Raw genomic sequence first — 13,674 nt, forward strand, 5'->3', positions numbered from 1 at the left:
TCACGCAGGCACCAGTTGATCGAGCTCGGGCAGCAGGACGACACTCTCCTGCTCGTTCGGATCGGTGCGCGCAATGATCGCCGTGCACGGCGTACTGCTGAGGTTTGCCGGAAGATGCGGCACGCCGGCCGGAATATAAAAAAGCTCGCCGGCGCGCACGATCACATGGTTTTCAAGCTTGTCGCCGTACCAGGTATGGGCCTCGCCGGAGAGCATGTAGATCGCCGTTTCATGCGCCTCATGCAGATGCGCCTTGGCGCGCACGCCGGGCGGGATCGTCAGAAGATGCATGCAGATGCCCTTCGCGCCCACGGTTTCGGCCGCAATACCCTCGAAATAGCTGAGCCCCTGCTTGCCGTCATAGGTGTGGTTGGGACGAACAATATGGCAGGTGGGCTTTGATTTTGCGTCCATCCTCATCCTCCAAGGACTGTGCTGCCGGAAAGGCCGGCGGCGATCATATCATGGAAAACCGCGCAGGCGCGGCGAAAACAAGACTGGTTTATTGATGCAAGCACCCTCCGTCGTATCCGCCAAGGATCTCTGTCTCACCTACCAGACGAATGACGGGCCGGTGCATGCGCTGAGCAATGTCAATCTCGATATCCGCAAGGGCGAATTCGTCTCCTTCATCGGTCCCTCCGGCTGCGGCAAGACGACCTTCCTGCGCGTCATCGCCGATCTCGAACGAACCACATCGGGCGAGATCGCCATCAACAGCATGACGCCGGAAGAGGCGCGCAAGGCGCGCGCCTATGGCTACGTCTTCCAGGCGCCGGCGCTATATCCCTGGCGCACGATCGAAAAGAACATCGCCCTGCCTCTGGAGATCATGGGCTATTCGAGGTCCGACCGGAAGAAGCGCATTGCCGATGCGCTCGATCTCGTCGAACTCTCAGGCTTCAACAAGAAATTCCCCTGGCAACTCTCGGGCGGTATGCAGCAGCGCGCCTCGATCGCCCGCGCGCTTGCCTTCGATGCAGATCTGTTGCTGATGGATGAGCCCTTCGGGGCGCTGGACGAAATCGTCCGCGACCACCTGAACGCAGCCCTTCTGAAACTGTGGGCGCGCACCAACAAGACGATCTGCTTCGTCACCCATTCCATTCCGGAGGCGGTCTATCTCTCCACCAAGATCGTGGTCATGTCGCCCCGCCCCGGCCGCGTGACGGACGTGATCGACTCGACCCTGCCAAGCGAGCGTCCGCTCGATATCCGTGAAACCCCGGAATTCCTGGAAATCGCCCATCGTGTGCGCGAAGGGCTGAGGGCGGGGCATAGTTATGAGCAGTAAGGCTTTGCGTTCGGTTGCCGACGGAACAGGGCAGGGCAACCTCAACCTCCCCAAGTGGAGGGACGCCGCATGAAACCCGACACCTTCAAGGACAAGATCGTCCCCGTCCTCACAATCCTGCTGGTGCTGGTCGCGATCTGGTATGTCGCAGCCGTCATCCTGAACACGCCGTTTCAGCGCGACATGGATACGCGCAACAGCATCACCTCGACCACGATGGAATTTGTCGGCAAGACGCTCTCCCAGCCGAAACCCGTCCTGCCGGCGCCGCATCAGGTGGCGCAGAATGTGTTCGAAAACACCTTCCTCAGAAAGCTCTCGAGCAATCGCAGCCTCGTCTATCACGCAGGCGTCACCCTCTCGTCCACCGCACTCGGCTTTGCCTTCGGCACGCTGCTCGGTATCGTCATTGCCGTTGCCATCATCCACATCAAGGCGCTGGACCGCAGCCTGATGCCCTGGATCATTGCCTCGCAGACCGTGCCCATCCTGGCGGTTGCGCCCATGATCATCGTCGTTCTCGGCTCGATCAACATCACCGGCCTGATCCCCAAAGCGCTGATATCGACCTATCTCTCCTTCTTCCCGGTCGCCGTCGGCATGGTGAAGGGCTTGCGGTCGCCCGAGGTCATGCATCTGGATTTGATGCGCACGTATAATGCCACCGCCGCACAAACCTTCTGGAAGCTGCGCGTGCCCGCCTCCATTCCCTTCCTCTTCACGTCGATGAAGGTGGCAATTGCGGCAAGCCTGGTCGGTACCATCGTCGGCGAACTACCGACCGGCGCTGTTGCCGGCATCGGCTCGAAATTGCTTGCCGGCTCCTATTACAGCCAGACTATCGACATATGGGCGGCACTGGTCGCGGGTTCGGTCCTCGCAGCGATCCTCGTCACGATCGTCGGCCTCGTTGCGAAGATCGTCGATCGCGCCATGGGCGGGAGACCGGCATGAAACAGATGACGCTTTCCTGGCAGGGCCTGGTCGCCCTCCTCTGCGCCATAGCGGCCATGTTCACGCTGCCTGTCTATGCGGCCGGAGCCTCCGAGCCTCCATCATCCATGACGACCGCGCTGATCACCCTGTTCGTCGTCGCCGCGGCGCTGGTTTCCTTCGCGCCCATATCCAGAGCGCTCACCGCCACGGTCCTCTTCATCGGCGCCCATGGCGCAGCCTGGCTGTTGCTCAACACGCTCTCGGGCAACGAGCGCTTTGCCACCCTCTCCTTCTTCCTGCTGCTTGCCGCAGGCTGGCTGCTTGCCTCGCGCTGCGTCACGGAACTGTCCGAACTCCAGCCGCCAACGCCTGTCGGCAAATGGTTGTTGCGCCTGCTGATTCCCGCCATTTTCGGCGCCTGGATCCTCATCATCTGGGAAGCGGCCACGCGCGGCCTCGGCATTCCCTTCGTCATCCTGCCGCCGCCAGGCGCGATCTGGGCGCGCATATCAGGCTCGCTGCCAACCCTTGGCGAAGATATCAGGCAGACGATCTTCAAAGCGGTCCTCATCGGATACGTCATCGGCTGCACGAGCGGCTTCGTGGTTGCCATCCTCGCTGACCGCTTCGCTTTCCTGCGTCGCGGCCTGCTGCCGATCGGCAATATGGTGTCCGCGCTGCCGATCATCGGCGTCGCACCCATCATGGTCATGTGGTTCGGCTTCGACTGGCAGTCAAAGGCCGCCGTCGTCATCATCATGACCTTCTTCCCCATGCTGGTGAACACGGTCGCCGGCCTCGCCGCCTCCGGCAACATGGAGCGCGACCTGATGCGCACCTACGCATCCAACTATTGGCAGACGCTGCTGAAGCTCCGGCTTCCCGCCGCAATGCCCTTCATTTTCAACGCACTGAAGATCAACTCGACGCTGGCGATGATTGGTGCCATCGTTGCGGAATTCTTCGGGACGCCGATCGTCGGCATGGGCTTTCGCATCTCCACCGAGATGGGCCGCATGAATGTCGACATGGTCTGGGCCGAGATCGCCGTCGCGGCGCTTGCAGGCTCGATCTTCTATGGTGTCGTCGCCCTTGCCGAGAGGGCGGTGACGTTCTGGCATCCGTCTATCCGTGGTGGTTAGGCGCGCCCCGGCCTCGCATAGCGGCTTGGGCATAACTTCAGAGGGAAAAAAGAAAATGAAAAAGTTGATGGTTGCAATGATGGCGAGCGCGATGTCGCTTGCCGCGGCCCACGCGATGGCCGCCGACAAGGTGACGCTGCAGCTGAAATGGGTCACCCAGTCGCAGTTCGCCGGTTATTACGTCGCAAAGGACAAGGGCTATTACGAAGAAGAAGGCCTCGACGTCGATATCAAGCCGGGCGGCCCCGACATCGCGCCGGAACAGGTGATTGCCGGCGGCGGCGCCGATGTGATCGTCGACTGGATGGGCGGCGCGCTGGTTGCCCGCGAAAAGGGCGTTCCGCTCGTCAATATCGCCCAGCCCTATCAGAAATCCGGCATGGAAATGATCTGCCGCAAGGATGGTCCGATCAAGACCGAAGCCGACTTCAAGGGCCACACGCTCGGCGTCTGGTTCTTCGGCAACGAATATCCCTTCTTCGCCTGGATGAACAAGCTGGGCCTCAAGACCGATGGCGGTGCTGACGGCGTGACCGTGCTGAAGCAGAGCTTCGACGTGCAGCCGCTGCTGCAGAAGCAGGCCGATTGCATCTCCGTCATGACCTATAACGAATACTGGCAGGCAATCGATGCCGGCCTCAAGCCGGAAGACCTTGTGGTCTTCAACTATACCGCCATGGGCAATGACCTTCTTGAGGACGGCCTTTATGCAATGGAAGACAAGCTGAAGGATCCGGCCTTCAAGGAAAAGATGGTCAAGTTCGTCCGCGCTTCCATGAAGGGCTGGAAATACGCGATGGAAAATCCTGACGATGCAGCCGGGATCGTCGTCGACGCCGGCGGCCAGGACGAAAACCACCAGAAGCGGATGATGGGCGAAGTCGCCAAGCTGATCGGGGATGGTACCGGCAAGCTCGACACCACGCTCTATGACCGCACGGCCAAGGCCCTGCTCGACCAGAAAATCGTCAACAAGGAGCCGTCGGGCGCCTGGACCCACGACATCACGGACGCTGCCGCCAAGTAGCAGCATATCGATGCCGAAATGCAACGCGCGCGGGAGAATCTCCCGCGCGTTTCTGTTTTTTGCACTCGATGGAAAAAATCGCCTTGCAACTGTCGCATTTGTCAGGCGTCAAACGTCAAACCTTGTGCGGGCCGATCAATCATCGTCATGTTCACATAACCCTTAGGTGATTGATGGGCATCGCAATGGTAATTAATGGTATCTCATGGGGAATTATTTTCTGCCGGGCTTGCACGTGGAGCAAATCAATACCACGTACTAGCCGGATTTGCCGGATTGGGACCATAAGTTCCGGCGAACGGGATGCGGGTAAATACCTCTGAGATTTGGAAGACGGCATTCGCCCGACCGCGAGCCTCTTTGAGAACGCGCGAGTTCGGCCGATCCCGTCAAGAGATTGGACGACGACGCATGGCACTCAAGCCGCACGCATTACTACGCGCCTCCACTTTTCCCATCGCCGCTTTTGCGGCCTCGGCTCTGATTGCCGCTACTTTTGCGGCCCCGGCTGTATTTGCCGAGGAACCCCAGGCCACGCAGGCCCAGGCCTCCCAGAACCTGCCTGCAATCGTCGTCACCACAGCGGCGAACCGCACCCTCGTCGACCGTGTCATCGGTACCGGAACGGTCAAGCCCGTCGAGGAAGTCTATATCCAGCCGCAGGTGGAAGGCCTCTCCATTCGCAGTCTGAAGGCTGATGTCGGCGACAAGGTTCAGGCCGACAGCACACTGGCGACGCTGAACGATGACGCTCTGGTCCTGACCAAGAGCCAGATGATGGCGACGAAAGCCAAGGGCGAGGCAAGCCTCGCTCAGCTGCGCGCCCAGCTCATCGAGGCGCAGGCCAATGCCGAACAGGCAAGGCAGCAGCAGGCTCGCGCCCAGGAAATGGGCAAGAAGGGCACGGTTTCGACCGCCCAGGTCGAACAGGCCGATGCGACCGCCGCCGCCGCCAACGCGCGCGTCGCTTCCGCCGAGCAGGCGATCGAAGTCGCCGAAGCCGACCTCAAGGTCTTCGACAGCCAGATTGCCGATGCGGATCTGAAGCTCGCCCGAACCGACGTGAAGACGCCGGTCGCCGGCACGGTCTCGGCAAAGAACGCCAAGGTCGGCGCCATTGCCGCCGGCAACGGCGATCCGCTATTCACGCTTATCCGCGGCGGCGATATCGAGCTTGTCGCCGAAGTCGCCGAGAGTGACATCGTCAGGATCATGGCCGGCCAGAAGGCGACGATCTCGCTTTCCGGCAGCCGCGAGAAGCTTTCCGGCGCAGTGCGCCTGGTGTCGCCGACCGTCGATCCGGTCACCCGCCTCGGCCTCGTCCATATCTCCATCGACGATGACAGCAAGGCGCGTTCCGGCATGTATGGCAGCGCCGAGATCATCGTCCGCGAGACCGAAGGCGTGTCCCTTCCGCTGACGGCGGTTCTCACCGGCAGCGAAGGCTCCTCCGCCCGCAGGGTCGAGAATGGCGTGGTGAAATTCGCCAAGATCGAGACCGGCATCCAGGATGGAGCCTATGTCGAAATCACAAGTGGATTGAAGACCGGCGACGAGGTCGTGGCCAAGGCGGGCGCCTATGTCCGCGACGGCGACCATATCACTCCGGTGCGCGAACAGCCTTCGGCTTCCAACTAAAGAGACCATCCGATGAATTTTTCAGCCTGGTCCATTCGAAATCCGATCGCACCGCTTCTGGCCTTCTGCCTGTTGATATTCATCGGCATGCAGTCCTTCAACAAGCTGCCGATCACGCGCTTCCCGAACATCGACGTACCGCTCGTTTCGATCAGCGTGACGCAGAGCGGTGCTTCGCCGGCGGAACTCGAAATGCAGGTGACGAAGGAGATCGAAGACGCGATCGCCTCGATCACCGGTATCGACGAAATCCAGTCGACGGTGACCGACGGCAGCTCGCAGACTAACGTCATGTTCCGGATGGAAGTGCCGACGGAACAGGCTGTACAGGACGTCAAGGACGCGATCGACCGCATTCGCAGCGATCTGCCGGCAACGGCCGAGACGCCGATCGTCACGAAGGTCGATGTCGAGGGCCAGGCAATCCAGACCTTCGCCGTTTCCTCGCCTGATATGTCGCTCGAAGAACTCTCCTGGTTCGTCGACGATACGATCAAACGTGCGCTGCAGGGCCAGGCCGGCATCGGCCGCGTCGATCGTTATGGCGGCGCCGAGCGCGAAGTGCGCATCGAACTCACACCCGGCAAGCTCGATGCCCATGGCATCACCGCTGCAAGCGTGAACCAGCAACTGCGCGGCACCAACGTCGATCTCGGCTCCGGCCGCGGCCAGGTGGCAGGCAGCGAGCAGGCGATCCGCGTTCTCGGCGACGCCCGCAATGTCGCCGAGCTTGCAGACACGACGATTGCGCTGCCGAGCGGCCGTTTCGTCAAGCTGTCCGATCTCGGCGTCATCAAGGACACATACGAGGAGCCGAAATCCTTCTCGCGCTTCAACGATACGCCTGTCGTCACCTTCGGCGTCTTCCGCTCGAAGGGCGCCAGCGAAGTCAGCGTCGCCGAAACCGTGGCGCAGAGCCTCGACAAGGTGCGGAGCGAAAACCCGAATGTGAAGATCGAGATGATCGACGATTCGGTTTATTTCACGTACGGCAACTATGAAGCCGCCATTCATACGCTGCTCGAAGGCGCGCTGCTCGCCGTCATCGTCGTCCTTCTGTTCCTCAGGAACTGGCGCGCCACCCTGATTTCAGCCATCGCGCTGCCGCTCTCTGCGATCCCGACCTTCTGGGTCATGGACATGATGGGCTTCTCGCTGAACCTCGTCAGCTTCCTGGCTCTGACGCTCGCGACAGGTATTCTCGTCGACGACGCGATCGTGGAAATCGAAAACATCGCCCGCCATATCAAGATGGGCAAGACGCCCTATCGGGCGGCGATCGAAGCGGCGGACGAAATCGGCCTTGCCGTCATCGCCACCACCTTCACGATCATCGCCGTCTTCGTGCCCGTTTCCTTCATGCCGGGCATTCCGGGTCAATACTTCATACAGTTCGGCCTGACCGTCGCTTTCTCCGTCTTCTTCTCGCTGATGGTCGCGCGCCTCATCACTCCGATGATGGCCGCCTATCTGATGCGTGCCGAAGACGGCATGGAAGACCATCACGACAATGACGGTCTGCTGATGCGTGGATACACGCGCCTCATACGCGGCACGACCGGCCACTGGTACACGCGTTATGCGACGTTGCTTGTGGCGATCGGCTTTCTGGTCGGTTCCGTCATGTTGCTCATGCAGGTGCCCGGCAGCTTCCTGCCGCCGGAAGATGCCTCGCGCATCGTTCTCTCGGTCGAGCTGCCGCCCAACGCACGGCTTGACGACACGGAGAAGACGACGGATGCGATCTATGACCGGGTCAAGGACATCAACGGCGTCGACAGCGTCTTCGTCCTCGGCGGCGCGTCGCCGAAGGGCGAACTCGAACTGCGCCGAGCGACCATCACGCTCGCACTCGACAAGCTCGACCAATCGCTGGTCAAGAAGGTGGTCAATGACGTGCTCGGCCATCTCCCCGTCATCGGCCCGATGCTGCCGAAAGTGGAGGTCCACGGCCGCGAGCGTCCGCAATGGGATATCGAAAAGGAAGTCTTCGCCAAGCTGCGCGACATTCCCGACGTCCATATCCTGAAGCTCAACGACCGCGGCGAACGCGACCTCTCGTTCAACTTCCTTTCCAAGAACGAGGAGGACCTGAATAACGCGGTCGGCATTCTGGAATCCAAGCTGCGCGCCGATCCGCTGCTGGCCAATGTCAGCGCCGATGGCGCCCTTCCCCGTCCGGAACTGCAGGTCCGTCCGCGCAAGGACGAGGCCGCTCGCCTCGGCATCACGCCGCAACAGATCTCCGAGACGATCCGCGTCGCCACAATCGGCGACGTCGATGCGGCCCTTGCCAAGATCTCGCTCGACGATCGCCAGATTCCGATCCGGGTTCAGGCATCACTCGACATGCGCCGCGATCTCGCCGCCATCCGGGCATTGAAGATCCAGACGGCCAGTGGCGGCACAGTGCCGCTCGCGACCGTCGCCAATATCGACTATTCGGAAGGTGTGAGCTCCATCAAGCGCAACAACCGTTACCGCGTCGTCTCGATCGGCTCGGACCTGCCGCAGGGCGTGGCGCTCGACACGGCTTCGGCCCGCTTCCGCCAGATCGTCAACGACGCCAAGCTTCCCGCCACCGTGCACCTTGCTGAAAGCGGCGACACCAAGGTGCAGACGGAGATGCAGCAGAGCTTCGTCAACGCCATGCTGATGGGCCTCCTCCTGGTGCTGACGGTGCTGATCCTGCTCTTTAAGGATATCATCCAGCCCTTCACCATCCTGTTCTCGCTGCCACTCGCAATCGGCGGTGTGGCCGCGGGCCTGATCGTCACCAGCAACCCGCTGTCCATGCCGGTCATGATCGGCATCCTGATGCTGATGGGTATCGTCACCAAGAACGCCATCCTGCTCGTCGATTTCGCGATCGAGATGCGCCACCAGGGCATGGCTCGTGTCGAGGCCATGGTCGAAGCCGGCCGCAAGCGCGCCCGCCCGATCATCATGACCTCGATCGCCATGTCGGCAGGCATGCTGCCTTCCGCGCTTGGCGTTGGCGAAGGCGGCTCCTTCCGCGCACCGATGGCGATCGCGGTGATCGGCGGCATCATCGTTTCGACGGTGCTCTCGCTTGTCGTCGTGCCCTCCTTCTTCCTGATCATGGACGATCTTTCCCGCCTCCTCGGCTGGATTTTCGGTCGCCTGGTCGGCAAGAAAGACAAGGAGGACCTGCCGATGTCGAGCGAAGACCTCACTCGCGCCGCGCGCGAGAGCCGCAGCGACATCGACTCGCTGGAGGAGCGCCTGACCGCGATCGAAAGACCGGAAAGCAAGCGCAAGACGGGCAACGACACCAACGTGCTGCGCCTGCCACCCTTCGCGGCTGAATAGGACAGAAATCATAACGCGAAAGGCCGGGCATCGACCCGGCCTTTTCTATTTCCGAATCAGTGCGCTCTCGGCGGCGCCGTGCTGTCTCTTACGACAAGCTCGAGATTGAGCGCCTCGTGGTTCTCAGGCAACGCATTTTCGAGGATCGCAGTCACCGAGCGGCGGGCGATTTCGGCAAAGGGCTGGGCGACGGTGGTCAGGCGCGGAAGCGAGGTTGCGGCTTCCGGCACACCGTCGAAGCCGATGATGGATACGGCTTCCGGCACTTTCAGCCCGCGCTCGGCGAGCCACTGCATGGCAAACAGCGCAACCTTGTCCGACATTGCCAGAATGGCCGTCGGCGGACTGGCAGAAGAGAACAGGGTCTCCATGGCCATGATGGTGCTTGGCCTGTCATGCAGCGTCCCCTGGATCGGAACGGCTTCGCGAGGAATGCCGTATTCGGCCAGCGCCTGCCAGTAGCCATGCATGCGGTCACGCGGGGTCGCCTCCATCTCGGGATCGACACGCTCAGGCGCCACCGGGCCGACAAGGCCATCGACATCGCCGATCGACAGGATCGCGATGTCACGGTGCCCGAGCTCCAGCAGATGCCGTGCAGCCGCCGCTCCACCCGCCACATTGTCGATGCCGATTGCCGGGATCGTCTCATCCTCGATGCCGAGCGCCAGCGCGATGAACGGCAGCTGGCGCTGACGGGTGAGTTCCACGAGCCTCTCTCCGCCTTCCACGCAAAGCAGAATGAAGCCGTCGACGAGCGCGCTGTTGATGTTCCAGGCAAGCCGCTCCTCGTTCATCGCCGAGACGACAGCGATCCCAGTGCCGCTGGAATCACAGACTTCACCGATCGCGGTCATCAGTGAACGCGCCCAGGGGTCATCGAAAAAATAGGTGAGCGGCTCAACGGCGGCGACACCGATCGCGTTCACCCGCCCTGCCCTCAGCAGCCTGCCCTTGACGTCAGGCCCGCTGTAACCGAGCTCCCGGGCGACCTTGAGCACCCGCTCGCGTACTTCCTCCCGCACCACGTCCGGACGGCTGAAAACATTCGATGCCGTGCCCTGCGATACGCCTGCTGCCTTGGCGACATCAGCCAGTCTCACATGCCCTTTGCCCAAAGCTGCTCCTTGCTGGCACCTAAAATCCGAACCACTCTAGCAAAAGATTGTATCGGTTCAAAATGAACTTGACAGAACGGCGGCCGAGGAACAAGATTGAATCGGTTCAAGAACTCTATACGGAACTTGAATCGATTCAACAACTAGGAGAATGAAGCGATGATTCCGGTCAGTTCGCTTTTCAAGGATCTCTATGAGGATCGCTGGGGCAACCCGCGCGACAACAAGCCCGCTGAAGAAACCGAGCACGGTAAACGTTTGTTTGTCTTCCTGCCGTTCATGCGCCGGTTGATGAGCGGCCGCAAACACCCAAACGCCTGGTCCTTCACCATTCCAACCGATCACAGACCTCGATAGAGGTGCGCAACGCCGGCGTTTGATCAAAATCAATTTCCTCGCGCCTTGCTTCCCCTATTCTGGCATCATCAGGGGAAAATTGGTGGCGTAGATCGCTGCCGGAGGTCGGAACATGAACAGGATGCTGATGCCAGGCAGCCGCGAGCGGGCGCTGCTCTCAAGGGCTGGAATTTTTGCGGAGCTGAATGGTGCTGAGGCCGAGGCCTTGCGTGCCTGCTCCACGGTAATCTCTTCGGCTTCACACGACATTCTCTTCCAGGAAGGCGAACCCGGCGTTTATTTCTACAGCGTGCTGGAGGGCTACGTCCGGCTCTTTCGCCTCAACGGCGAAGGCAGGGAAGCAGATATCCGTATCTGCGAGCCAGGCGACAGCTTCGCCGAATGCCTGATCCAGGCCGGCGGCACCTATCGTTACGGAGCCCAGTCGATGGACAACACGGTGCTTGCCCGCTTCCACATCGGCAAGGTGCGCGCTCTTTTGGCGGAATACCCGCAGATCGGCACCGCGATCATGCACAGCCTGTCGCTGCATCTGCTGGCAACTATGGAATGCCTGGCCAACGACCGCATGCAGACTGCACCGCAACGCGTCGCGCATTACATTCTCTCTCATTGCGTGGAGGAGAGCGCCGCAGCGGCTTCGCTACGGCTGCCATTCCCGAAGAACCTGCTCGCCCGAAAGCTGGGGCTCGCCCCCGAGGCGCTCTCGCGCGCCTTTTCGACGCTCAAATCCGCAGGCGTGACCGTGCGCGGCCGCGTCATCGCCATCAGTGACGTCAACACGCTCAGGCGTATCTAGCCCTTAAAGACCGCCCTGCACGCGCAGAAAGTCGACAATCGAACTGATGCCATCACCGCGCTTCATGTCGGAGAAGACGAACGGACGCGTCGCGCGCATGCGCGTGGCATCGCGGTCCATCACTTCGAGGTCAGCCCCGACATAAGGCGCCAGATCCTTCTTGTTGATGACGAGAAGATCCGATCGGGTAATGCCCGGCCCGCCCTTGCGCGGAATTTCCTCACCCTGGCAGACGGAAATCACATAGATGGTGATATCGGCGAGATCAGGCGAGAAAGTCGCCGCCAGATTGTCGCCGCCGGATTCGATGAAGACGACGTCGAGATCGGGAATGCGCTCGTTGAGGTTGGCAATGGCCTGCAGGTTGATCGTCGCATCCTCGCGGATGGCCGTATGCGGGCAGCCGCCGGTCTCAACACCGACGATCCGGTCTGATGGCAGCGCCTGCATGCGCACCAGTGCTTCGGCATCCTCGGTCGTGTAGATGTCGTTCGTCACGACGGCGACCGAATAATCGTCGCGCATCGCCTTGCAGAGCTTTTCCGTCAGCGCCGTCTTGCCCGAGCCCACCGGTCCGCCGATGCCGACCCGCAGGGGTCCGTTTCTTGATTTCATGTGTCTTACTCCAATCGAAGTCGGATGATAGCGAAGCGCCAATTTCCCGCCACCGTCAAATGACGCAGATGCACGGATGATCTCCCTGCTCAGGAGCGGAACAACCGGGTCTGCTGCGTCTCGTGGCGAAGCCCGGCAATGTCGGCCTGGACAGTTGCCGAACCCAGATCGTCGAGGCTGGAGCGGGCAGCGCGCGCGGCAATATCCATCACATGCGCTTCAAGCCCGGCGAGAATGGCAACGCCATCCTTCTGTCCCGCGACACCAAGCCGGATGCCGGCAGATACCGCCTGGGAAAGATAGGCATGAAGAAAAGCTGCGAGCGCTTGTTCGAGCGCTATCCCATGCGCGCCCGTCACCGCACCGACAGCCACCGGATAGGCGACCCTCTTCGGCAATCGGCTGAAGACGTCGTCAGGCCAGGCCTGTGCAGCCGTCAGAAAGGCTTCGCCAAGCAGCATCGTCTCCTGATGCCGCTCGCGCGAACCGGCAAGCGCTGCAGCAAGCCCGGCGAGCTCAGTAAGACGATCGCCATCGCGGTAACCCCGATGGCTCCCGGCAAAAAGCACGGCGTCGTTCCAGACGGAGCCGTTGCCGGTCAGCGTCTGCAGCCAGCGCCGCAACATGTCGGCATCGCGCACCAGCCCATCCGCCACGGCCCGCTCCAGCCCGCCGGAATAGGCGAATGAACCAACGGGAAAAGCCGGCGAAAGCCATGCCGTCAGGCGCAACAAGGCCTGCAGCTCACGATCCTCGGCCATCAAGCGTCAATCGTGTTTATGATTGTGGTGGCCGTGGTCATGCCCATGGCCATGATGATCATGGTCGTGATGGTCATGGTGATCATGATCATGGCCGTGGTGCTCGTGGTCGTGGTGATCGTGACCATGGTCATGGCCGTGATCGTGATCGTGATGATCGTGACCGTGCGAATGTCCGCCATGGGAATGATAGGCGCCACGCGCCGGCTGGAAGGGCTCTTCGATGTCGAGCACCATCGCGCCCAACCCCTGCAGCATGGTGCGGATGACATGATCGCGCAGGATCACGATGCGATCCTCCTCGATCTGCGCAGAGAGATGACGGTTGCCGAGATGCCAGGCAAGTTCGATCAGATGCGCGCGGTCGCGGCCGCGCACCTCGAACAGCTTTTCGTTTGCGGCAAGGATTTCGATCAGTTCACCATCCTCGCGCACCAGCATGTCACCATTGGCAAAAAGCACCGGCTCCTTGAGATCGAGCATCACCATCTCGCCGTTCTCCAGATGCAGGAGCTTGCGGCGCAGGTGCCGCAGATCGTGCGGCAGCTTGACCTGTGAGGTCGGGTGGGAAGAAGGGGTGCCGGCGGGCAGATAAGATGTAACGCGCTGCATGAGATATCCGTTAAACTGGGACCTAGACCATGCAAAATAGCC

At 61.2% G+C, this 13,674-nt stretch carries 13 protein-coding genes; 8 read left to right on the top strand and 5 right to left on the bottom strand.

Features of this window, described 5'->3' with window-relative positions; all coding sequences use genetic code 11:
• Positions 1–414: a cupin domain-containing protein gene (locus FHX06_RS04780; RefSeq protein WP_112544020.1), complete on the bottom strand. Its 414-nt coding sequence runs from the start codon at positions 412–414 to the stop codon at positions 1–3.
• 94 nt (positions 415–508) lie between these two features.
• On the opposite strand from FHX06_RS04780, the gene FHX06_RS04785 reads away from it, so the two are divergent.
• The 6 genes from FHX06_RS04785 (at position 509) to FHX06_RS04810 (ending at position 9,370) form a co-directional block, all read left to right on the top strand.
• Positions 509–1,294: an ABC transporter ATP-binding protein gene (locus FHX06_RS04785; protein ID WP_183878230.1), complete on the top strand. Its 786-nt coding sequence runs from the start codon at positions 509–511 to the stop codon at positions 1,292–1,294.
• Positions 1,295–1,363: 69 nt separating this feature from the next.
• Positions 1,364–2,248: an ABC transporter permease gene (locus FHX06_RS04790; RefSeq protein WP_112971161.1), complete on the top strand. Its 885-nt coding sequence runs from the start codon at positions 1,364–1,366 to the stop codon at positions 2,246–2,248.
• On the top strand, positions 2,245–3,372 hold the full coding sequence (locus FHX06_RS04795) for an ABC transporter permease (RefSeq protein ID WP_183878232.1): 1,128 nt from the start codon (positions 2,245–2,247) through the stop codon (positions 3,370–3,372). The genes FHX06_RS04790 and FHX06_RS04795 overlap by 4 nt, the downstream gene beginning before the upstream one ends.
• 55 nt (positions 3,373–3,427) lie before the next feature.
• Positions 3,428–4,399, top strand: coding sequence for an ABC transporter substrate-binding protein (locus FHX06_RS04800; RefSeq protein WP_112544016.1), 972 nt, complete (start codon positions 3,428–3,430; stop codon positions 4,397–4,399).
• Positions 4,400–4,810: 411 nt separating this feature from the next.
• Positions 4,811–6,037: an efflux RND transporter periplasmic adaptor subunit gene (locus FHX06_RS04805; RefSeq protein WP_183878234.1), complete on the top strand. Its 1,227-nt coding sequence runs from the start codon at positions 4,811–4,813 to the stop codon at positions 6,035–6,037.
• Positions 6,038–6,049: 12 nt separating this feature from the next.
• A complete protein-coding gene (locus tag FHX06_RS04810; RefSeq protein WP_113016888.1) occupies positions 6,050–9,370 on the top strand; it encodes an efflux RND transporter permease subunit in 3,321 nt (1,106 codons plus the stop codon).
• A gap of 56 nt (positions 9,371–9,426) precedes the next feature.
• Here the strand turns inward: FHX06_RS04810 and FHX06_RS04815 are convergent, their stop codons facing one another.
• Entirely contained in the window at positions 9,427–10,488 is a 1,062-nt protein-coding gene (locus FHX06_RS04815; RefSeq protein ID WP_183878236.1) for a LacI family DNA-binding transcriptional regulator, read from the bottom strand.
• Positions 10,489–10,647: 159 nt separating this feature from the next.
• Between FHX06_RS04815 and FHX06_RS04820 the strand changes: the two genes are divergently transcribed.
• Positions 10,648–10,845 (top strand): hypothetical protein, encoded by a 198-nt coding sequence (locus FHX06_RS04820; RefSeq protein WP_112971166.1) that lies wholly within the window; start codon positions 10,648–10,650, stop codon positions 10,843–10,845.
• A 112-nt stretch (positions 10,846–10,957) separates the two neighbouring features.
• Positions 10,958–11,644, top strand: coding sequence for a Crp/Fnr family transcriptional regulator (locus FHX06_RS04825; protein ID WP_112971167.1), 687 nt, complete (start codon positions 10,958–10,960; stop codon positions 11,642–11,644).
• Positions 11,645–11,647: 3 nt separating this feature from the next.
• Here FHX06_RS04825 and ureG read toward each other — a convergent pair whose 3' ends face one another.
• The 3 genes from ureG to FHX06_RS04840 all read right to left on the bottom strand — a co-directional run bounded on the left by ureG (position 11,648) and on the right by FHX06_RS04840 (position 13,632).
• Positions 11,648–12,259 (bottom strand): urease accessory protein UreG, encoded by a 612-nt coding sequence (gene ureG / locus FHX06_RS04830; RefSeq protein ID WP_112544010.1) that lies wholly within the window; start codon positions 12,257–12,259, stop codon positions 11,648–11,650.
• An 89-nt stretch (positions 12,260–12,348) separates the two neighbouring features.
• The gene (locus FHX06_RS04835; protein ID WP_113116696.1) at positions 12,349–13,020 is read right to left on the bottom strand and encodes an urease accessory protein UreF; all 672 of its coding nucleotides are present in this window, start codon (positions 13,018–13,020) and stop codon (positions 12,349–12,351) included.
• A 6-nt stretch (positions 13,021–13,026) separates the two neighbouring features.
• Positions 13,027–13,632: an urease accessory protein UreE gene (locus FHX06_RS04840; protein WP_183878238.1), complete on the bottom strand. Its 606-nt coding sequence runs from the start codon at positions 13,630–13,632 to the stop codon at positions 13,027–13,029.
• Positions 13,633–13,674: the final 42 nt, after the last annotated feature.

Origin of the sequence: Rhizobium sp. BK512, from assembly GCF_014194915.1 — a bacterium.
Taxonomy (GTDB): domain Bacteria; phylum Pseudomonadota; class Alphaproteobacteria; order Rhizobiales; family Rhizobiaceae; genus Rhizobium.

Excerpts from the sequence above, each read along its gene's own strand:
- FHX06_RS04780 (WP_112544020.1), bottom strand. The coding sequence starts at position 414 with ATGGACGCAAAATCAAAGCCCACCTGCCATATTGTTCGTCCCAACCAC.
- FHX06_RS04785 (WP_183878230.1), top strand. The coding sequence starts at position 509 with ATGCAAGCACCCTCCGTCGTATCCGCCAAGGATCTCTGTCTCACCTAC.
- FHX06_RS04790 (WP_112971161.1), top strand. The coding sequence starts at position 1,364 with ATGAAACCCGACACCTTCAAGGACAAGATCGTCCCCGTCCTCACAATC.
- FHX06_RS04795 (WP_183878232.1), top strand. The coding sequence starts at position 2,245 with ATGAAACAGATGACGCTTTCCTGGCAGGGCCTGGTCGCCCTCCTCTGC.
- FHX06_RS04800 (WP_112544016.1), top strand. The coding sequence starts at position 3,428 with ATGAAAAAGTTGATGGTTGCAATGATGGCGAGCGCGATGTCGCTTGCC.
- FHX06_RS04805 (WP_183878234.1), top strand. The coding sequence starts at position 4,811 with ATGGCACTCAAGCCGCACGCATTACTACGCGCCTCCACTTTTCCCATC.
- FHX06_RS04810 (WP_113016888.1), top strand. The coding sequence starts at position 6,050 with ATGAATTTTTCAGCCTGGTCCATTCGAAATCCGATCGCACCGCTTCTG.
- FHX06_RS04820 (WP_112971166.1), top strand. The coding sequence starts at position 10,648 with ATGATTCCGGTCAGTTCGCTTTTCAAGGATCTCTATGAGGATCGCTGG.
- FHX06_RS04825 (WP_112971167.1), top strand. The coding sequence starts at position 10,958 with ATGAACAGGATGCTGATGCCAGGCAGCCGCGAGCGGGCGCTGCTCTCA.
- ureG (WP_112544010.1), bottom strand. The coding sequence starts at position 12,259 with ATGAAATCAAGAAACGGACCCCTGCGGGTCGGCATCGGCGGACCGGTG.
- FHX06_RS04835 (WP_113116696.1), bottom strand. The coding sequence starts at position 13,020 with ATGGCCGAGGATCGTGAGCTGCAGGCCTTGTTGCGCCTGACGGCATGG.
- FHX06_RS04840 (WP_183878238.1), bottom strand. The coding sequence starts at position 13,632 with ATGCAGCGCGTTACATCTTATCTGCCCGCCGGCACCCCTTCTTCCCAC.